Origin of the sequence: Methylobacterium crusticola (genome assembly GCF_003574465.1) — a bacterium.
In the GTDB taxonomy this organism is placed as follows: domain Bacteria; phylum Pseudomonadota; class Alphaproteobacteria; order Rhizobiales; family Beijerinckiaceae; genus Methylobacterium; species Methylobacterium crusticola.
This window is the reverse complement of sequence record NZ_QOWC01000004.1, coordinates 1-18,974: the sequence shown is the minus strand read 5'-3', so window position 1 is coordinate 18,974 and position 18,974 is coordinate 1. Positions and strand designations below refer to the sequence as shown.

Here is an 18,974-nt window from a genome sequence, read left to right as displayed (position 1 = left end):
AGACCATGACGCCGTCCGCGAACCGTGCGCCCGGGAGTGCCGCCCCGCCCCTCGTCGCCGTCGAGAACCTGGTCGTGTCCTTCGGCCGCGGCGGGCCGGAGGGGGCGGCCGTGCGGGGCGTGTCGTTCACCCTCGCGGAGGGACGCTGCCTCGCGATCGTCGGCAAATCCGGTTCGGGCAAGAGCGTGACGGCGCGCAGCCTCGTCGGCCTGCCGGGCCGCCACGCGGTCGTGCGCGCGGACCGGCTCGCCTTCGCCGGGCGCGACCTCACGGGGCTCGGTGACCGCGCCTGGCGCGGCATCCGCGGCCGGGAGATCGGCTTCGTGCTGCAGGACGCCCTGGTCTCGCTCGATCCGCTGCGGCCGGTCGGGGCGCAGATCGCCGCGGCTTTGCGCCTGCACGGCGCGCCGGCTCCGCCGTCCCACGTCGCCGACCTGCTGCGGCAGGTCGGCGTGCCCGAGCCGGAGCTGAAGGCCCGGCAGCTGCCGCAGCAGCTCTCCGGCGGCCAGCGGCAGCGCGCCCTGATCGCCGCCGCGCTCGCCCTCGACCCGCGCTTGCTGATCGCCGACGAGCCCACCACCGCCCTCGACGTCACCGTCCAGGCCCAGGTGCTCGCCCTGCTCGAGGAGACCCGCGCCCGCGGCAAGGCCCTGATCCTGATCAGCCACGACCTCGCGGTGGTCTCGCGCATGGCCGACGAGGTGCTGGTCATGCGCTGCGGCGAGGTGGTGGAGCGCGGCGCCGCCGCGCAGGTCTTCGGCGACCCGCAGGCCGCGTACACGCGAAGCCTCATCGCGGCGATCCCCTCGGCGCGCTCGCGCGGCAGCCGGCTCGCCCCGGCCTCGAGCCCGCGCCATGGACATGCGGCACCGGTCGGCACGGCCGCGGCGCGGAGCGGGGTCCCGCCTGCCCCGCCGCCCGCGACCCTGCTGCGCGCGGACGGGCTGGTGAAGCGCTTCACCGGACCGGACGGCCGCCCGAGCGCGGCGGTGGACGGAGTCTCCTTCGCGCTCTGCCGCGGCGAGACCCTGGGGATCGTCGGGGAATCGGGTTCCGGCAAGTCGACGCTGGCGCGCCTCGTGATGGCGCTGGAGGCGCCCGACGAGGGCAGCGTCACCCTGCTCGGCGAGCCCTGGAGCGCGCGGCCCGAGGTGGCCCGCCGGGCTCTGCGTCGCGCGATCGCGATCGTCTACCAGGACCCGCTCAGTTCCTTCGATCCGCGCTGGAGCGTGGCGCGGATCCTCGAGGACGCGATCCCTCCCGACGAGCCCGGCCGGCGCGGCCGGGTCTCCGAGCTGTTCGGCCTCGTCGGCCTGCCGGAGGCCCTGGCCGGGCGGCGCCCGCTCCAGCTGTCGGGCGGGCAGCGCCAGCGGCTGGCGATCGCCCGGGCGATCGCGCCGCGGCCCGCCGTGATCGTCTGCGACGCGCCGGTCTCGGCGCTCGACGTCTCGATCCAGGCCCAGGTGCTCGATCTCCTCGGCGACCTCAAGCGCCTGCTCGGCCTGAGCACCCTCTTCATCTCGCACGATCTCGGCGTGGTCCACCACCTGGCCGACCGGGTGCTGGTGATGAGCCGGGGCCGCGTGGTCGAGAGCGGGACGGCCGACGAGGTCTTCCTGCGCCCGCGCGCCGACTACACGCGGCGCCTCGTCGCCGCCGTCCCGCGCCTCGCGCACCGGGCCGACCCCGCGCTCCACCGGAAGGGAAATGCCGCATGACCGCGCTGCACATCAACGCCTTCGTGATGAACACGGTCTCGCACATCCAGCACGGGCTCTGGCGCCACCCCGAGGCGCGCCAGGCCGATTTCGACGACGTCACCGTCTGGGTCGACCTTGTGCGGACCCTCGAGGCCGGGCTGTTCGACGCGGTGTTCTTCGCCGACGTCGTCGGACTCTACGGCCCGGTCGGCGGCGACTACACGGTCAATGCCCGCGAGGGCCTGCAGATCCCGAGCCACGACCCCTCGGTCCTGCTCTCGGCGCTCGCCGTCAGTACCGAGCATCTCGGCCTCGCCTTCACCAGCTCGGTGCTGCAGGCCCATCCCTTCGAGTTCGCCCGCCGCGCCTCGACGCTCGACCACATCAGCCGCGGCCGCATTGCCTGGAACATCGTCACCTCGACCCAGGAGAACGCTGCGCGCAACTTCGGCCTCGCCCGGCTGACGGAGCACGACGAGCGCTACGAATGGGCCGAGGAGTACCTGGACGTCGTCTTCAAGCTCTGGGAGGGGTCGTGGGACGAGGGTGCGCTCGTGAAGGACCGGGCGCGCGGCGTCCTGGCGGATGCGCGCCGGATCCACCGGATCAACCACGTCGGCCCGCGCTACCGCGTCGAGGGACCCCACCTGCCCGCCCCCTCGCCGCAGCGCACGCCGCTCCTGTTCCAGGCGGGCTCGTCCCCCGCCGGGCGCGCCTTCGCGGCGCGCAACGCCGAGGCGCAGTTCATCTCGGCCCCCGGCCCGGAGGCGGCGGCGGCGCTGATCGCCGAGACGCGCGACCTCGCCGAGCGCGTCGGCCGCCGGCGCGAGGACATCAAGTTCTTCCAGGGCTTCGCCTTCGTGATCGGCAGCACCGAGGAGGAGGCGCAGCGGCGGGAGGCGGAGCTCGACGCCTATGTCAGCATCGACGGCTTCCTGGCCCATTCCAACCTCGGGGTGTCGCAGGACGACGGCCGCCCCCTGCCGCCCGAGACGCTGCTGAAGGACATCCGGACGAATGGCGGACGCAGCCACATCGCGTGGCTGCGCCAGCGCGAGCTCGGCCACGAGCCGACGGTCGGCGATCTCGGCCGGCTGGTTGCCCGGCGCCACCCGCGGCTGGTCGGCACGCCGGACCAGATCGCCGACGCGCTCGCGCTCTGGCAGCGGGCAGGCATCGACGGCGTCAACCTGATCAACTGGACGATCCCGGGCTCCTACCGCGAGTTCAACGAGCACCTGTTGCCGGTGCTGCAGCGGCGCGGTCTCGCCAAGCGCGAATACGCCCCGGGCAGCCTGCGCCGGAAGCTGTTCGGCCGCGACCGGCTCGACGACCGGCATCCCGCGGCGCGCTGGCGCGGCGCCTTCACGCCGCGCCTCGCGGCCGAGTGAGCCCGGCGCGCAACCCGCCGCACCGGCCGTCGACCGGCAGGTCCGGCACGGGCCGCGGGGCACTGCGCGTGCCGCCGCGGCGGCACGCGAGAGCGTGGCATCGGCCTTCGGGCGCGCGAGGGTCGTCCGGTCGAACGGGTCCAGGGGGGCCTCGACGAGGCGCTCCCGGGATCCGTGACGAGGACGTTCCTCCGCTACGCCGAGTGAGCCGGGCCCGCCGCCGCCGTGCCGGCCGGGCCGCGCAACGACGCGACGATCCCGCGCTTGAGCGCGCCGAAGCGGGGATCGGCAAGCAGGCTCTCGTAGCGGCGCGGCCGCCCGAACGGCACCGGGATCTCGGCGGCGACGCGGCCCGGACGGGCGGTGAGGACGAGGACGCGGTCGGCCAGGAACAAGGCCTCCTCGATGTCGTGGGTGACGAACAGCACCGTGGCGCCGGTAGCCTCCCGCGCGTCGAGGAGCAGCTCCTGCATCGACAGGCGGGTCTGCGCGTCGAGGGCGCCGAAGGGCTCGTCCATCAGGAGGAGACGCGGCTCGGAGATCCAGGCCCGCGCGATGGCGACCCGCTGGCGCATGCCGCCGGAGAGCTCGTAGGGGGCGTGGTTCTCGAAGCCGGACAGGCCCATGAGCTCGACGAGCCTCGCCGCGCGCGGTCCGTAGACCGAGGCCGGCACGCCGGCGAGGCGGGGCGCGAAGGTGATGTTGTCGCGCACGGTGAGCCAGGGAAAGAGCAGCGGCTCCTGGAACACGATGCCCCGGTCGGGACCCGGCGGCGGCACCGGGCCGCCGTCGACGGCGACGCGCCCGTCCGTGGCGGCCTCGAAGCCGCCGAGCAGGTCGAGGACGCTCGACTTGCCGCAGCCGCTCGGGCCGAGCAGGCAGACGAACTCGCCCTCGCGCACCGGGAACGAGAGGTGCTCGAGCGCCGTCGTGACGCGGCCGGCGCGACCGCGATGCGCTTGCCGGCGAGCTGCTTGACGTCGGCGATCTCGGAGCGGACCACGAGCCGCTCGCTGGTGGCGACGATCTCGGGCGAGCCGAGGATCCGCAGCGGCAGGCCGCGGGACAGGCCGGCGACGATCGGCGTGCTGCCGAAGACCGCGAAGTCGGTCTGACCGGAGGCGAGGCGCTGCAGCGCCGGCCCGCCCGAGGGGAACGGCACCCACTCGACCCGGGTGGCGAGCGCGGCGTCGAAGGCCTTGTCGTGCTTGCCGATGACCCAGGCGCGGGGCGCGGTGAGGTAGCCGATGCGCACGACGTCCGGCGGAGCGCCCTGCGCGCGGGGGCGAGCGGGCAGCGCGGCGGCCCCGAGGGTGCCCGCGCCGAGGGCCACGAGGTCGCGACGGGAGACGGAGGCGGGGCCGGATGTCATCAGTGTCGGTCTCACGTGTAGAGCGGAGTCGGCGTGATCGTCCCGTTGAGCGCGAAGTTGCCCACCTCGCGCGCCTTGTAGACGACGGGATCGTGCAGGGTGTGGGTGCGGATGTTCCGCCAGAACCGGTCGAAGCCGTAGCGGCTGCTGGTGGCACGGGCGCCCATCAACTCGAAGATCTGCGAGGTGACCTGGAGCGCGGTGCGGCTCGCATGCACCTTGGCGGCGTAGATCGCGGCGGCGACCTCGGTGCGTCGCGTCGGCGTGAGGCCCTCGCCCTGCGCGACCGCGGCCTCGAACGCCTCCCCGGCCGCGGCGGTCAGCGCCGCGCTCGCCCGCACCTCGACGTCGAGGTTGCCGATGTGCTCGAGGATGTAGGGATCCTCGCGCGCCGCCGCGACGCCCGAGGCCTGCCAGGGCCGCGCCTGGGTGCGGATGTACTCCGCGGCCTCCGTGAGCGCGCCCTCGGCGGTGCCGACGTAGAAGCCCGCGATCAGCATCTGGTGCAGAGGCACCACGAGAGTGGTCAGGGGCGAGAGCGCCGGCGCGGCGGGTGGCAGGGCCTCGCCCAGGATCTCGTCGCGCGCGACCCGCACGTTCTCGAAGGCGATGCTGCCGCTCTCCGTCAGGCGCTGGCCGAAGGCGTCCCAGTCGTTGCCGTGAGTCACGCCGGGCCGGTCGCCCGGGATGACGATCACCGCGAAGCCGCCGCCGAGCTCGGCGCGCAGGGTGATCCGGTCCGCCACTGCGGCGTTCGACGCGAAAGTCTTGCGCCCATTCAGCCGGAAGTCGTCCCCGTCGGGCACGAGCACGGATTCGGGATCGCGCGGGTTGGAGGCGCCGCCCCAGAACCAGCGATCCCTCGCCGAGGCCAGGGCCAGGCCCTCGCGCTGCGCCGGGCCGGCGCGCCAGAGCGCGTTGGTGCGATGGAGGTAGTGGTAGCTCAGGAGCTGGGCGATCGCGGTGTCGGCGCGGGCGACGATCCGCACCGCCGCGAGCGCCTGCGCGAAGGACCCGCCCCCGCCGCCGTACTCGCGCGCATCGAGGAGGGTGAGGAGCTTGGACTCCCGCAGCAGCGCCAGCTCCCGCACGGGACGGGCCGCGAGGCGCTCGCGGGTGTTGGCGTCCGCCCGCAGGTCGTCCGCGACACCTTGCGCCAGCGCGGACCAGTCCGGCGCGCCGTCCCGCACCGCTCCGTCGTTGGTCTCAATCGTGGCCATGTCGGTCCCCGCGTGTCCCGCAAGCCCCCTCACCACGCGGCCAGGATGGTTCCCTTGAAGCGCGCCGCGACCGCGTCCTTCACGGGCTGCGAGCGGTAGATCTCGATGAAGCGGCGGATGCGGGGATCGTCCTTGCGGTCCTCGCGCGCCGCGAAGACCAGGGTGAAGTACGGCTTCGCCTCCGCATCGGCGGTCTCGGCCACCAGCGCCTTGTTCAGGTCGAGGCCGGCCAGGTAGGCGTAGTTGCTGGAGACGAAGGCGACCGCGACGTCGTCGAGGGAGCGGGCGAGCTGCGCCGCGTCGAGTTCGACGATCTGCAGCGCCTTCGGGTTCTGCGCCACGTCGCGCAGGGTGGCGTCGAGGCCGGCGCCGGGCCGCAGGGTGATGAGGCCCGCCTTCTGGAACAGGAGCAGCGCCCGGGCGGCGTTGGTGGGGTCGTTCGGGATCGCGATCCGGCTGCGGTCCGGCACGTCCGCGACCTTGGCGTACTTCGACGAGTGGAGCCCGGCCGGCACCAGGAGCGATTCGTCGAGGGCGACGATCCGGTAGCCGCGCGCCTTCACCTGGTTGGCGAGGTAGAAGCGGTGCTGGAAGTTGTTGAGGTCGATGTCGCCGGCGTCGAGCGCGGCATTGGGCTGGTTCCAGTCGCTGAACTCGATGATCTCGGCCTTGAGCCCCTCCTTGTCGGCGAGCCGCGCGGCGTCGCGCAGCACGTCGCCGTAGGGGCCTGCGGAGACCCCGACCTTGAGGGGTCCGTCCGCCCCCTGCGCCGCCGCGCAGATCCCCACCAGCGCGACGAGCGCCAGGGCCGCCGCCCGGAACCGAACACCTCTCACCATGACCAACCTCTCCCCTGTCGCGGCCCGCGAACGCCTCGGCCGCATGGATGGATGACCCGCGAGGCCCGGGGCGCCGGCCCGGAGCCGTGCGGTGCGTCAGAGCGGCGCCGGGATCCCGTGGCGCTCGGCCAGCACCTCGAGGATGCGGCGCGTGTCGGCCACGAAGCGCAGCCCGTTCGCGTGCTCGACGCGGTCCGGCACCGGGCCGGCCTCGCCGAGCACGAGGACCGGCAGCGACTGATGGTCCTCGCCGAGGAGCGCCGCCACGGGATGCCGCGGCCGGGGAAAGGACAGGCGCTGGACCTCGATCTTCCCGGCGAGGTCGGGATGGCTCGCGAGCACGCCCTCGATCTGGTTGCTGTCGGGGCAGAACACGCTGCGCCCCGGCTGCCGGGGATCCTCGAAGGCGGGCTGAAGCAGGAAGAGGCGATCTCGGCTCATGCGGTGCTCCGGGCTCGTGTACGGCCCCGCTCGACGGGCGGCAGCGCGTGTTAGTTGAGTTTGATGCTAGAGTATATCGAATTCTGGGGCGGGCGATCACGCTGCGCGCGGCAACGCCCTTCGCGCACCCGGCCGCAATGCGAGACCGCCCCCGGCCCTACGAGCGAGCCTGTCGGACAGCGTCCGCCACCTGGATTGGCCGCGGCAGCAGGCCGAGGCGCAGGAACGTGTCGGCGATACGCTGCTGTCCGGCGACGACTTCTGGCCCAAGTGGTGCGACGCCCCAACTCTGGCGGCTGAGGGCGCGCGCGAGGATCGGAACCGGCATGCCGATCGCCGGACTGAGCTCCTGCGCCGCCGCCTCGGTCACCCCGTTGGTTTCGCGGTCGACCACCGAGATCGCCGCGAGCACGGCGTCGATGGCCTGTGGCTGCGAGTCCGTGAACGACCGCTCGCCGACGTAGAACTGATGGTTCGCCGCGAGCCCGGTCGCGTCCTGCAGGATGCGGGCGCCGCTCGCTACCTCGACGGCGGCCAGGAACGGATCCCAGATCACCCAGGCGTCGATCGACCCGCCGTCGAACGCCGCCCGCCCATCGGCCGGCGCGAGGAAGATGGTCTGTATGTCGGTGTAGGCGAGTCCGGCCTCCTCCAGCGCGCGAACGAGCAGGTAGTGAACGTTCGAACCTTTGTTGAGCGCGACCTTCTTGCCCTTCAGGTCCGCGACGGAGCGGATCGGGCTGTCCTTCCGGACAACGATCGCCTCACTCTTCGGAGCAGGCGGCTCGTGGGCGAGGTAGACGAGGGGCGCGCCCGCGCTCTGGGCGAAGATCGGCGGCGTCTCGCCGACCACGCCGATATCGATGGCCTTGACGTTGAGCGCCTCGAGGAGCTGGGGACCGCCCGGGAACTCCCGCCACTCGGCCCGGAACCCCAGGGGTTTGAGCGCCGGCTCGAGGCTGCCGCGCGCCTTCAGCAGGAGCATCGTGCCGTACTTCTGGTAGCCGACCCGCAGCACGCGATCGGCCCGCGCCGGGCCGGTGGTTGCGAGCGACGCGAGGGCTGCGGCAGCACCGGCCGCGAAGGAACGCCTGGTGAGCGTCATGACGGGAGACCTTTCGTCTGGAGGGGGTCGGAACGGGATTGCGGGCTGGCGGCTGTCCGATGCGAGGCGCGTCCGGCGAGCGCGAGGAATCCGCAGGGACGTCACATCACCAGTGCAGCGTCCGACCGCGCTGCGGTCGCACGCTGCACTGGTGATGTGAAGGCATTGCGTGAGACGAACAACGGTCGCTTCGTTGAGAGACGCTCCAGCGGCCGTCCGGCCGGAACCTGACCTTCGGGTGTACCTGGACGTACGCGAACCGTCCGGCCTCGACGTGGCCGCGGGTTTCGACAACCTGGAACCCGCTGCCGTGGCGCCGCGTCTGACGCACTCGCGACGATGTCGGTGCTCGCATCGTCTCAGCTCTTGGTCGAGGGTGCCACGATCTCCACTACCCGGTCGGTATGCTGCGACGTGTCATCGTCTTCCTCTATCTTCTTCTTGGCAGATCGACTCGGTGCGGTGATCGGCGAGACGTCATCGCCGATTGGTTCACATCGGCAGTCGGATCGATGCGCGTTCAGCCGATCTGACCGTTGATGTCGAACTGCTTGGCAAACACCAGGCTCTGCGATGTCTCCCGGTCACGGCGGTCGGCCGAGCCGTCGCGGTCTCGATCGGCCCAAGCCGGTCCCGGGATGCCGGCGCGGGCCGCGCCTCGCGGGGCGATGCCGCGGCCGCTGATGCTCCGGTACGCCGTCGACGGATCGGAGGTCGGACGGGGCCGAGGACGGGACCAAAGGCTCATCGAGGCACCTCTCCCTGCCGTGATCCGAACATTACAGAATGACGTCGTTCGACAGATCGATCCCATGGTAGAATTTTCACGACAATCAAGTCTATAGTTTTTATTGCTTTAGATCATTGGATTCATGGAACGATCTCGCCGTCGCCGCTCTCGCTTCAAGCGTGACCTTTTTCCGCGAAGCGGAACAGGTGTCCGTCGGGAACGCGGGAGCTCAGGGCTCCGCCGGGATCGGCAGCGACCCGCTCCGACACCGCTTCCTCAGACACGCTCTGTATCCGGTCATTTCCGGAAGGAACGCGGTGGACCGGGCCCGTGCCAGTCGGTGTGACAGGATTTCCTGTTTTCTGCTCCTCGATTTGGGCTTTGTCGCGCGGACCTGGCATCGGGGAAGATCGTTCCTCGACCCCGCGCCACAGCGCGGACTTCAGCGTAGGAGGAAGCCGATTGCGATGAGGATCATCGTGATGCAGGAGGCGACGGCGATGAGTTCCGGCGTCGGCTCGCCCGGATGGGGGCGCGAGGGCGAGGAGCGGCGTGACATTCCCGTCTTGCGTCCGTGCGGAAGGCGGTCAGCGGGCGAGACGGCGCTCGCCCCGCGTCCGCTGCGGAAGCAGCGCCCTCGCGGCGGCGAGAACCTCGCGCTCTCCTCGGAAGATCTGGCCATCGAGGCGGTCGTAGGGGGCGCCGGCCGCGAAGAAGCGAACCTGAAGGTGATCCTCCGGGACGATGATGCCGATAGCCGACTGGCCGATCTCGAGGACGTGCACGCGCGTGGTCATGGCAAAGGTCTCCCGGCGCCGCTTGTCGGGACGGCATGGTGAGGTCACGCTGTTGGGCAGGTGGTCGCGCGCTCAGGCCGGACAGCCGCCGAGCACGCCGGCTGGCCGGCGCAAGCAGAAAGTCGTTCTCCGGGAGGAAACGCGCGTGTTCACGACCGAAACCTTTCTCGCGCGAGACGGATACAGGGTGCGTGACGCACACATGCCGCTCTAGCCTTTGATGACGCAGCGCAATCTGTCGTGGACCAAATCAGCGCGGCTCGAGACGAAGTCTTGATATAAAAAAGAAATCTCCAGCCAACGCATCGAGAATGTCCGGATTCGATCGGAGGGTCAACGGAATGGATTTTCGAATTCGACGGGATGCGAGACAGGCTGTCCTCCGCGGGCTTGGCCGCGCAGGACAGCGTGCGCGCAACGCAGGACAAGCGCGTGCTGTCGTGGGATCTCGAACCACGCCTCGTTCCGAGGCAGCGGGCGCGTCCAATCACCGTCACCACGTCCGGCGGGCGTCCTCGTCGCGCGATGTGGCCGACGTGATCACGGTGGCATCGGCGCGCGTGCCGGTCCTGTCCACAACGGCCGCGCGCGTCGAATCGGCCGGCCAGCGTCGCGAACAGCACTCCATCGAGGCTTCGGGCCGCGAGCGCGCGGCGGAAGCGGAGGTGGGCGGTGCGCTCGGGCGTGGGCTCGTGGGCGGCAAAGCCACAGAGCCGGTGGAAGCGCGCGGTCATCCGGAGCCTCTGCGCGCTTCGCATCCGACAGGTCGTACCAGGCGGCCCGAAGCAAGCCCTTGAACGGCGCCGGGGACGGCCAGGCCCGCTCGCCGCGGGGCGCGGCGCAGAGCGGAGCCAGAACCCGGCCGGTCCCGGACCAGTCGATCAGGGCGGCGCGCGCAAGCCTCATCACGACCAGACACGAGTCGCGCGCCCGCACGTTGACGGCGATGGAACCTGCCCGCGATCAGTGCCGGTGCGTGCCGACGTCGCCGGCATCGAACGGCTCCGCGGCGATGCGCACGAGTTCGGCGTCCCGCACCGGGGAGGCCGGCACGGAGGCTCCCGAACGGCGCGGCGGGATGCGGACCCGCAGCCAGCCGTTGGCATCGACGAGGAGGCGCGTGCCGTCGAGCTGGTCCTCGTCGCAGCCCGACATCAGAGCGAGCGCCGAGACGGCATCGGGGGAGCCGGACATGCAGTCAAAACCGGACGGGACCGCGTCGGTCTCCCGCGCGGCGAGGAGGACGCGCGTCAACGGCACGCCCGGCGGCGCGGCCTCGGGCGACGGGGTCGCGCCGCCCAGGGCGACGGTGATCTCGACCGGCCCGGCCCGGTCCGGGCGGCCGCGCAGCAGGGTGCCGCCGTCGCGGCACCGGACCGGGAAGCCGGGAAGCAGGACGGGGTGGGCCCAGGTCTCGTTCAGGCGGGCCGCACTGCCGGCGACACGGGCACGGAAGTAATCGATCAGCTGCCAGCGCTCGCGCGGCTCGAGCCGGGCGATGGTGCCGTGCGGGAACGGCGTGTGGCCGATGGGGTCGAATGTCGTGGTGAGCCAGCCGTAGAGGTCGCCGTCGGCCCGCTGCCACAGGCCGTAGGGTGTCGGATCGGACGGATCGTCGCGCGGGCGGAAGCAGGCGGCCGTGCAGTGACGGCGCAGGATCTTCTCGCCGCGCAGGATCGAAGCGGCGGTGAAGCCCGTCTCCGAGCGTTGGAAGCTCGTCGGCCAGGCCGGTTTGGCGAGAAGAGCGAGGTTGGGATTCGGCAGCCAGACGAGGGCGACGAGGGCGCCCGCGGGGCCGATCAGACGGGTGCGGCGCCAGAGCAGGCCGGCAAGGCCGGCGAGCCCGGCACTGAGGAAGGCCGCGGCACGCCACAGCTCCTTGGCGAAGTAGGGCTCGTCGATCCGAGACAGGTCGGGCTGGAGCGGGAAGGGCCAGACGGCCTGCTCGTGCGCACCGGGCGGCAAGCTCGCAAGGGCCACCGCCCCGACGAGCACGGATGCCCCGAGAACGAGTTCCACCGCGATGCTCGTGACGAGCGGCCCCGACCCGTTCCGCGTCATGGCGGGCGTCAGGACGAAGCGGTTGAGTGCCGCGAGGGCGAGCAGGCCGGCAAAGCCGAGGGTCTTGGCGAGGGCGACGCGCCCGTAGAGCGTGCCGAACAGGCCCCCGATGTCACCGACGAGCGGCAGGGACTGGAGCACCGCCGTGACGGCGACGACCCCGACGGCGGCAAGCCCGAGCCAGGAGAAGCGCCGCACCGCAACTCTCGCCGCCGTGACGGGACTCCGTGCCACGGCGATGAGGAGGCCCGGCAAGGCGCCGAGCCAGAGCCCGGCGGCGATCACGTGCAGCGCGACGAGAAGCGGAAGGAATGGCACGTCCGAGGCCGCGGCGTGGCCGAGGCGCGGCTGCAAGCCAAGGGCGCCCGCGGCGAGGCCGGCGGCGAGCAGCACGCGCGGTTGCGAGCGCAGCGTTCCCATCGTGGCCTGGGCGAGCGCCAGGAGCCCCGCCTGCGCGAGCAGCGCGCGGCCGAAGGTCGTGCCGCCCGCCACGAGCCGGGCCGCGGCCCACCAGCCGCGTTCTGCGTCCGTCAGCAGCCTGGCGTGCAGGAGCAGCCACGACACCATGGCGAGGATTGCGACGGTGAGCGCGGCGCGCGCCAGGCGCCGCAGCGACGTCCAGACCCGCTCCGGCCCGGCCGCGGCCGGGCCGGAGAGCAGCGCCGCCAGGACGAGCGTCCCGAATCCCGTCAGGCCCGCTGCCAGTCCGACGCCCCGCGCGAGGCGAGCCAGCAACTCGAGGGCGGCATGCGCGTCCACATCACGGCTTGACGGTGAAGGTGAAGCGGCCGGTCGTGCGGTGCGTGTCGACCGAGGTGGCCGCCCAGTCGACGGTGTAGAGGCCCGGCGGGAGGTCGCGCAGGCGGACCGTCAGGCCCTTCGCGTCGCCTGCCAGATGCGCAGTCCCGGCGTCGACCCGCCTGCCGGCCGCATCCTTCACGACGATGCTCGACAATGCCTCCTCGAGCTTCTCGGTGAAAGCGATGGTGAGCTCCTGCGGCGGCGTCCGCACCGTGCCGTCGACCGGCGGCGACGCGCTGACGAGGTGCGCGTGGGCGAAGGCGGGTGTCGGCACCGCATGGGCGAGCAGCGTCAGAACGGTCATGCCTGCGCACCATCCGAGCCCGCGCGACCGGACCCGCTCGTGCGACGCACTCGTCACCATTGCACCACTCCCTTCTGCCAAATCAGGATTCTGTCGCGGACGCGGAAGAGCAGCGTCGTGAGCGCCGAGAACAGCAGCGCCATCACGAGCAGGCCGGCGTAGAGGTGCCCGTAGGCGGTCCAGCCACGCGCCCAGTCGATGTAGTAGCCGAGGCCCGCTTTGACGCCGATCATCTCGGCGACGACCAGCACCGCGATCGCGTGGCCGAGCCCCATGAACAGGCCGACGAAGACGTGCGGCAGCGAGGCCGGCACCGTGACCCGCAGGAGCAGGAAGCGCTGGTCGGCGCCCAGCGTGCGGGCGACGTCGTAATAGGCCTTGTCCACCCCCGCTACCCCCGACCACGTCAGGATCGTGACCGGGAACCAGGTCGCCAGTGCGACGAGGAAGATCCCGGCGCTGAAGCTCGACGGGAACAGGAACAGCACCAGCGGGATCAGGGCCGTGGTCGGGACCGGCCCGACGAAGCGCAGGAGCGGGCTCGTCCAGTAGCTGACCCGCCTCGTCCAGCCGGTGGCGAGCCCCGTGAGGAAGCCGGCGGTCGCCCCGAAGGCGAGACCCAGTCCGAGCAGGACGAGGGACGCCTTCACGCTCTCGAGGAGGCGCGGGTAGTCGGTGACGTAGGCGTGGAGCAGCCCCTGGGGTGGCGGGAAAAACGGCATCGGCCAGTAGCCCGTCTTCGCCGAGGCGACCTGCCAGACCGAGAGCAGGACCGGCAGCGCCACGAACCAGGGTCCGTTGTGCCCCAGCCAGCGGTTGACGCCGCGCAGGAGCGGGCCGAGCAGGAACCCGAGGAGCAGCAGCACTCCGACCAGCCCCTCCCCGACGCCGACATGGGTCGTGAGCGCGATGTCCTTGATGTTCGGCCAGGACACCGTGACCGCGCCGGCGGCGGCCCAGGCGAGGGCCGCCCATGCCACGATCGGATGGCGCTCGGGGAGATGTCGGGACCGGCCGGCCAGGATGCTGGCCCGGTCGCCCGTGATCGCGTGTTCGTGCACGGTCGCTGCTTCCTCGGGGGGACCTGTGGGCGGGAAGGCTCAGGCGAGGACGTCGACGACGATCCGCTCGGCGAGGGCCTTGGGATCGGTGCGGGGCCGGATGATCCCGACCGAGCGGAGATCGCTCGTGTAGAGTTCGACCTCCTCGCGCAGCCGCTTGCCGCTGCCGAAATGGTGCTCGTGCGTGTGGCTGCGGATGATCTCGCCCAGGATCGGCTCCGCGATCGGACTGTAGGCGGTGAAGATCTTGGCTGCCTCGTCGGGATTGGTCTTGACCCAGTCGGCGGCGTCGAGGAGCGCGCGGGTCAGGGCGGCACTGGCGGGCTTGTTGTTCTCCGCGAAATCCTTGCGCACCGCGATGCCGCAGCACGACAGATCCTTGTAGACGCCCGAGGAGAGGCCGCCGATCTCGTGCAGTTTGCCCTCGTTGTTCTTCAGGACGAGGTAGATGCCGGGATCGGCGTCGACCGCAGCCTGGATCTCGCCCTTCTTGATCGCCTCGCCCAGGAGATCGACGGGATAGACGCGCCAGTCGACCTCGTTGGCTGGATTAATCCCGGCTTTGTAGAGCTGCACCGACAGGAAGTTCTTGCCGGCGCTCGCCATGTCGACGACGCCGATCGACCTGCCCTTGAGCGACTTGTAGTCGACCTCCTGCGAGCCGGTGGCGGAGATGACGCGGATGCAGCCGCCGTGCAGTGCGCCGGTGAAGCGGACGTTGATGCCCTGCTCCAGCGGCTTCAGGAAGCGCAGAATGAAGTTGACGGTGGCGTCGATCTTGCCCGAAGCCACGGCTTCGAGGCTGCCGTCGAAGTTCGAGCCGAACTTCACGATCTCGACGTCGAGGCCGTGCTTGGTGAAGAAGCCCTTCTCGGCGGCGGCCGGCACTGAGATCAGGCATATGCCGGTGCCGCTCCAGCCTAGCCTGACCTTCAGGGGCGCACTCTGGGCGGGCGCCGGCAGCAGGGCGGAGGCGAGGGGCGTACCCAGCGCCAGGGCTGACGCCCCGGCGAGGACGCTGCGCCGGGACGGACGCGGGAGGACGGTGTCGTCGGACATGGCTGAGGCTCCTTAAGTGGACGGGTCCGGGGTTTCGGAGGCTGAGGGCGGCTACCAGCTCACGTCGAGGCCGAGCAGGGCCAGGCTCTCACGGCGCAACTCCACGAGGCGCGGGTCGCCGCGGTGGCGCGGGTAGGGAAGGTCCACGGGGAAGTCGGCCTTCACGGTCGCCGGCCGATCGCTGAAGACGACGACGCGCGTGGCGAGGAACAGTGCCTCCTCGACGTCGTGGGTGACCAGAAGGGCGGTGAAGCCCTTGCGCTGCCACAGCGCGACGAGTTCTCCCTGCATGGTCAGGCGGGTCAGCGAGTCGAGCTTCCCCAGCGGCTCGTCGAGGATCAGGAGCGAGGGGTCGTTGACGAGGGCGCGGGCCAGCGCCACGCGCTGGGCCATGCCGCCCGAGAGCTGGTGCGGGTACGCCTTCGCGAACTGCGTCAGCCCGACGAGCGCCAGGGCCTCGTCGATCCGCCCGGCCTGGCTCCTGAGCCTGCCCTGGGCCTGCGGCCCGAGGGCGACGTTGTCGCGCACCGTGCGCCAGGGAAACAGGGTTGGGTCTTGGAAGACGACGATCCGGGACGGATCCGGTCCCGTGACCGGCCGGCCGTCCTCCCGCAGCGTTCCGCGGGTCGGCGGCTCGAGGCCGGCAACGAGGCGCAGCAGGGTGGACTTGCCGCAGCCGGAGGGACCGAGCAGCGCCACGAACTCTCCGGGGCGCACGCTCAGGTCGATCCGGTTCAGGACCGGCAGGGTCGTCTCGTCGAGATCGAAGGCGTGGCTGACGGTCTCGATGTCGAGGGCGGCGCCCGCCGTCACCTGCGCGGCGTCGCCGATGGCAAGCGCTACCATTGGACGAGACCCTTTTGCCAGGAGAGGACGCGGTCCCGCAGGCGGAACAGCACGGTGATGGATCCGGAGCACAGGAGCGCGAGCACCACGAGGGCGGCGTAGACGTTGGCGTAGGAGGCCCATCCCTGGGCCCACTGCATGTAGAAGCCGATGCCGGCCTTCACGCCGACGAGTTCGGCGACCATCAGCACCGAGAACGCTGCGCCCAGCGCCATGAACAGGCCGACGAAGACGTGCGGCATGGCGGCCGGCACGGCGACCCGCAGGACGAGGAACCAGGGCCGGGCGCCCAGCGTACGGGCGACGTCGTAGTAGCGGGCATTGACGCTGGCGATGCCGGACCAGGTCAGCACCGTGACCGGGAAGCCGGTCGCGAGCGCGATCAGGAATATCGAGGCGCTCCAGCTCGTCGGGAAGGCGAAGAAGGCGATCGGCAGCCAGGCGGTCGCCGGAAGCGGCCCAACGAAGCGCAGCACGGGATGCACCCAGTAGCCGGCCCGCCGCGACCAGCCGATGGCGACGCCTGTCACGAACCCGAGCACGGCACCGATCGCGAAGCCGACGACGAGCAGCTTCATCGAGGCCAGCACGCTGGCGCCCAGCGCGACGTAATCCTCAGTGTAGACCTCGATCAGCGCCTGGGGCGGCGGGAAGAAGGGCAGCGGCAGCCAGCCGAACTTGGCCGAGGCGAGTTGCCAGAGCGTAAGAACGACGCCCGACGCCGTCAGCCAAGGACCCCTGTCGCGGATCCAGGCGCCGCCGCGGGGCCATCGTCGCCCGACCGCGGCGAGTGCGAGGAAGGCCGTGGCGAGCGCGGCCGCGCCGACAGCGAAGCGGCGCGTCTCGAGCCAGTCGCCGAGGTCGGGCCAAGCCTCGGCCGCGGCCGCGGCCGCGGCCCACGCCAGGGCCGCCGTCACGCCCCAGAGCGCGATCGGAGCCTCGCGCCGAGCCTGTTCCGCGGTGTCGATCTGTGTCGCGACGAAGGTTGTCATGGCCTCGGCTATGCTGAGATGCGCGGAGTGGAGGGCTTCGCTCGTCTGGCCGCATCACGCACTATACTCGGGCGACGTCTTTTCGTGGATGAAATTGATTATCGATTTTTCGCGGGTTTGGAGGCTACGCTTCTTCGTACCGCCGTCCGGACGGCCGCCGCGTCCTCCAAGCCCGGAACCGCGGTCCGGGGCTTGCCCGGCGTGAACACCGACATCTCGCCCCCGGGTGCGAGACGCCGGCCCTGGGTGGCGGCGGCGAGCATGGGCGACCGCCACCTTCCGCCGACGAGGATCCGGCGCCACGAGGTCACGCAGGGTTCGGGCAGGAACCGCAGGCGAGAGACCGCCGACGTCGCACCGGCAATGCCTCAGGCACGCGCGCGCAGGTCCGCGGCTTGGGAGATCGTCACGGCTGGTGGTCGTGCAGGGCCGGAACCGGCGGCCCGCCAAGGTGCTGATGCCGCGAAGGCGCCTCGGGCGCTCCAACCGCCCGCGGCGGGTTGCTCGGCCGTCCGCTCGCTGGGCGGCATGCACGCGCGGCGCACCGTGGCGCCGGTGGCGGGCGGCATCGATCCGCCGGACATCGTCGCCGGGAGAGCACACGGGAGCTACGCGAGAATCTGGGTGACGCAAACGGTCAGGCGGCGTGGCGGACCGAGCGCGCGGCGACTTAGGTCCCGTCTTCGAAGACGGGGAACCGTCTCCCGAGCCTGGTCGGGCTGCAGCTCGGCGTACCCGCCCTCGTTCGGCAGAGACACGTCCCGGTTCCGACTGCTTGGCCCGGACCAGTCCACGTGTGGCGTCCGTGGTGCACGGGATCGCGGCGCCCGGCTGCAACCGAGGGCGATGGCAGGGGATGCGCGGCGCGCCGCGGCAACACGGATCGGACAGGGGCGCGGGCATGAGAAAGCCCGCGAAGCCATTGACCCGGCGGGCTTGTGATTGGCGACCCCGGTTGGGCTCGAACCAACGACCTGCCGCTTAGAAGGCGGCTGCTCTATCCAGCTGAGCTACGGAGTCGTGCGCCGAGCCGGTGGTAGCAGGCCGCCCGGAGGCTGTCACCCGCCCCATGGCACCGGCCCGGCGCACCGCGGGGCCGGCCGCCGGGCGTCCATGTGCGACGCCGCACGACGGTCGGGCCGCGCATCGGCTACCCCAGTGTCGGGCAGGTCGCCGCGCTGGCGACCGGAGGGCGGGGAGGCGGGGATGACGACGATCTTCTTCGGAGGCCTTCGCGGCACGGCCGACGGCGAGACGCCCGCCGGGGCGGTCTGGTGCTCGGCCGTCGTGGTCTGCCACGGCTTCGGCGCGCCGACCGGCGCGGCGGCCTGCGACGGGCCGGTCCGGCTCCCGGCCCAACGCCGCTACGCGGGCCTGCGCCGCCTTACGAAGTCGTAATCCACCGGTGAGGTTCGGGCCATCCGCCCGCGGGCATCCTCGGATCCTGGCGGCACGAGCGTGATGCCGCGCGAGGGCGTGTCATGAGGCGGATGATCATCGGTCTGGTCGGCGCGAGCGTCGCCGGCAGCGCGTGTTACGCACAGGGCGGCGATCCGCCGGCCGCGCCGGGCCCGCGGGCGCAGACGGTCGCGCACGCCGACGTCTCGGACGACGGGCACCGCTTCGGCCCCGAGGACCGCCGGGCCTTCACGGAGGCGCGGATCGCGGCGCTGCATGCCGGCCTCACCCTGACGCCCGCCCAGGAGGCCCTGTGGCCCCCCGTCGAGCAGGCCATCCGCGGCCTGATCAAGGTCGGGCGCGACCAGCGCGAGGCGATGCGGGAGCACGGGCGCGACTGGGTCGCCACCAACGCGCCCGAGGCCCTGCGGGCCCGGGCGGATGGCCTCGCGGCCCGGGCCGACGCCCTGCGCAAGCTCGCCGACGCGTCCCAGCCGCTCTACGCCACCCTGGACCAGCGCCAGAAGCAGCGCGCCGTGATCCTCGCCCGGCCGATGGGCGCGCATCCGGGCGGGATGCGGGGGGGTCCCCACCACCGTCACGACGACTGACCCGCGACGGCCCGGGCTTGCGGCCGATCGGGCTTGCGGCTGATCGGGCCGTCGGCCTCTCCGCGCGTCGGCGCTGCCGCGCCGGAGGCCCGGCGGCCCTCCTGGCCCGGATCCGACGGCCGTTCCCGGCCCGCGTCGGCACGACGCGCCGCCGGCCTCCCCGGCGCCGCTCCCCGGCTCCCGGTGGGCGGCGCGCCCGCGTCCCTTCCCCGGGGCCTGCCCCCACGCCCGGCGGCCCGCGCCGCG

At 72.1% G+C, this 18,974-nt stretch carries 18 protein-coding genes, 1 tRNA gene and 2 pseudogenes; 6 read left to right on the top strand and 15 right to left on the bottom strand.

The genetic code is table 11. The annotated features are described in order from the left end of the window. The first annotated feature begins 5 nt into the window (after positions 1 to 5). Positions 6 to 1,718: a dipeptide ABC transporter ATP-binding protein gene (locus tag DT057_RS07655; protein ID WP_238313231.1), complete on the top strand. Its 1,713-nt coding sequence runs from the start codon at positions 6 to 8 to the stop codon at positions 1,716 to 1,718. After that, positions 1,715 to 3,091, top strand: coding sequence for an NtaA/DmoA family FMN-dependent monooxygenase (locus DT057_RS07650; RefSeq protein WP_128561485.1), 1,377 nt, complete (start codon positions 1,715 to 1,717; stop codon positions 3,089 to 3,091). Before DT057_RS07655 ends, DT057_RS07650 begins: the two co-directional genes overlap by 4 nt. Positions 3,092 to 3,285: 194 nt before the next feature. Here the strand turns inward: DT057_RS07650 and DT057_RS07645 are convergent. Beyond that, positions 3,286 to 4,002 (bottom strand): annotated as a pseudogene (locus DT057_RS07645) (ABC transporter ATP-binding protein); the annotation flags it as partial. Between the two features lie 63 nt (positions 4,003 to 4,065). On the opposite strand from DT057_RS07645, the gene DT057_RS36730 reads away from it, so the two are divergent. Beyond that, positions 4,066 to 4,206 carry a hypothetical protein gene (locus tag DT057_RS36730; protein ID WP_162501348.1) on the top strand — a complete coding sequence of 47 codons (141 nt, stop codon included), beginning with the start codon at positions 4,066 to 4,068 and terminating at the stop codon, positions 4,204 to 4,206. Positions 4,207 to 4,474: 268 nt separating this feature from the next. Here the strand turns inward: DT057_RS36730 and DT057_RS07640 are convergent, their stop codons facing one another. The 6 genes from DT057_RS07640 to DT057_RS07615 all read right to left on the bottom strand — a co-directional run bounded on the left by DT057_RS07640 (position 4,475) and on the right by DT057_RS07615 (position 8,816). Continuing rightward, positions 4,475 to 5,683, bottom strand: a complete 1,209-nt coding sequence (locus DT057_RS07640; RefSeq protein ID WP_128561483.1) for an acyl-CoA dehydrogenase family protein — start codon at positions 5,681 to 5,683, stop codon at positions 4,475 to 4,477. A 29-nt stretch (positions 5,684 to 5,712) separates the two neighbouring features. Further along, on the bottom strand, positions 5,713 to 6,522 hold the full coding sequence (locus DT057_RS07635) for a MetQ/NlpA family ABC transporter substrate-binding protein (RefSeq protein ID WP_128561482.1): 810 nt from the start codon (positions 6,520 to 6,522) through the stop codon (positions 5,713 to 5,715). Positions 6,523 to 6,618: 96 nt separating this feature from the next. After that, complete coding sequence (locus DT057_RS07630) at positions 6,619 to 6,963, bottom strand: DUF3088 domain-containing protein (protein WP_128561481.1); 345 nt, start codon at positions 6,961 to 6,963, stop codon at positions 6,619 to 6,621. 157 nt (positions 6,964 to 7,120) lie between these two features. Then, positions 7,121 to 8,068 carry a sulfonate ABC transporter substrate-binding protein gene (locus DT057_RS07625; RefSeq protein WP_128561480.1) on the bottom strand — a complete coding sequence of 316 codons (948 nt, stop codon included), beginning with the start codon at positions 8,066 to 8,068 and terminating at the stop codon, positions 7,121 to 7,123. 106 nt (positions 8,069 to 8,174) lie between these two features. Then, positions 8,175 to 8,423, bottom strand: a complete 249-nt coding sequence (locus DT057_RS37500; RefSeq protein ID WP_203236216.1) for a dodecin domain-containing protein — start codon at positions 8,421 to 8,423, stop codon at positions 8,175 to 8,177. Between the two features lie 165 nt (positions 8,424 to 8,588). After that, positions 8,589 to 8,816 (bottom strand): hypothetical protein, encoded by a 228-nt coding sequence (locus DT057_RS07615; protein WP_128561479.1) that lies wholly within the window; start codon positions 8,814 to 8,816, stop codon positions 8,589 to 8,591. A 449-nt stretch (positions 8,817 to 9,265) separates the two neighbouring features. On the opposite strand from DT057_RS07615, the gene DT057_RS07610 reads away from it, so the two are divergent. Continuing rightward, a complete protein-coding gene (locus DT057_RS07610; protein ID WP_128561478.1) occupies positions 9,266 to 9,637 on the top strand; it encodes a hypothetical protein in 372 nt (123 codons plus the stop codon). A 921-nt stretch (positions 9,638 to 10,558) separates the two neighbouring features. Here the strand turns inward: DT057_RS07610 and DT057_RS07605 are convergent. From DT057_RS07605 to DT057_RS07570, 8 genes and pseudogenes are all read right to left on the bottom strand, one after another. Then, positions 10,559 to 12,415, bottom strand: a complete 1,857-nt coding sequence (locus tag DT057_RS07605) for a copper resistance D family protein (protein ID WP_128561477.1) — start codon at positions 12,413 to 12,415, stop codon at positions 10,559 to 10,561. Position 12,416: 1 nt separating this feature from the next. Further along, entirely contained in the window at positions 12,417 to 12,761 is a 345-nt protein-coding gene (locus DT057_RS07600; protein WP_128561476.1) for a copper resistance CopC family protein, read from the bottom strand. Positions 12,762 to 12,814: 53 nt separating this feature from the next. Then, on the bottom strand, positions 12,815 to 13,822 hold the full coding sequence (locus DT057_RS07595) for an ABC transporter permease (protein WP_238313233.1): 1,008 nt from the start codon (positions 13,820 to 13,822) through the stop codon (positions 12,815 to 12,817). Between the two features lie 39 nt (positions 13,823 to 13,861). Further along, complete coding sequence (locus tag DT057_RS07590) at positions 13,862 to 14,881, bottom strand: ABC transporter substrate-binding protein (RefSeq protein WP_128561475.1); 1,020 nt, start codon at positions 14,879 to 14,881, stop codon at positions 13,862 to 13,864. 51 nt (positions 14,882 to 14,932) lie between these two features. Next, positions 14,933 to 15,727: an ABC transporter ATP-binding protein gene (locus tag DT057_RS07585; protein ID WP_128561474.1), complete on the bottom strand. Its 795-nt coding sequence runs from the start codon at positions 15,725 to 15,727 to the stop codon at positions 14,933 to 14,935. Beyond that, a complete protein-coding gene (locus DT057_RS07580; protein WP_128561473.1) occupies positions 15,721 to 16,719 on the bottom strand; it encodes an ABC transporter permease in 999 nt (332 codons plus the stop codon). Before DT057_RS07580 ends, DT057_RS07585 begins: the two co-directional genes overlap by 7 nt. 396 nt (positions 16,720 to 17,115) lie before the next feature. Further along, positions 17,116 to 17,307, bottom strand: a pseudogene (locus DT057_RS07575) (IS3 family transposase); the annotation flags it as partial. A 355-nt stretch (positions 17,308 to 17,662) separates the two neighbouring features. After that, positions 17,663 to 17,739: transfer RNA gene (locus tag DT057_RS07570), tRNA-Arg, on the bottom strand. Between the two features lie 186 nt (positions 17,740 to 17,925). Here DT057_RS07570 and DT057_RS07565 point away from each other — a divergent pair. Both DT057_RS07565 and DT057_RS07560 read left to right on the top strand, forming a co-directional pair. Then, positions 17,926 to 18,117: a hypothetical protein gene (locus tag DT057_RS07565; protein ID WP_128561472.1), complete on the top strand. Its 192-nt coding sequence runs from the start codon at positions 17,926 to 17,928 to the stop codon at positions 18,115 to 18,117. Between the two features lie 83 nt (positions 18,118 to 18,200). Next, a complete protein-coding gene (locus DT057_RS07560; protein WP_238313235.1) occupies positions 18,201 to 18,728 on the top strand; it encodes a Spy/CpxP family protein refolding chaperone in 528 nt (175 codons plus the stop codon). Positions 18,729 to 18,974: the final 246 nt, after the last annotated feature.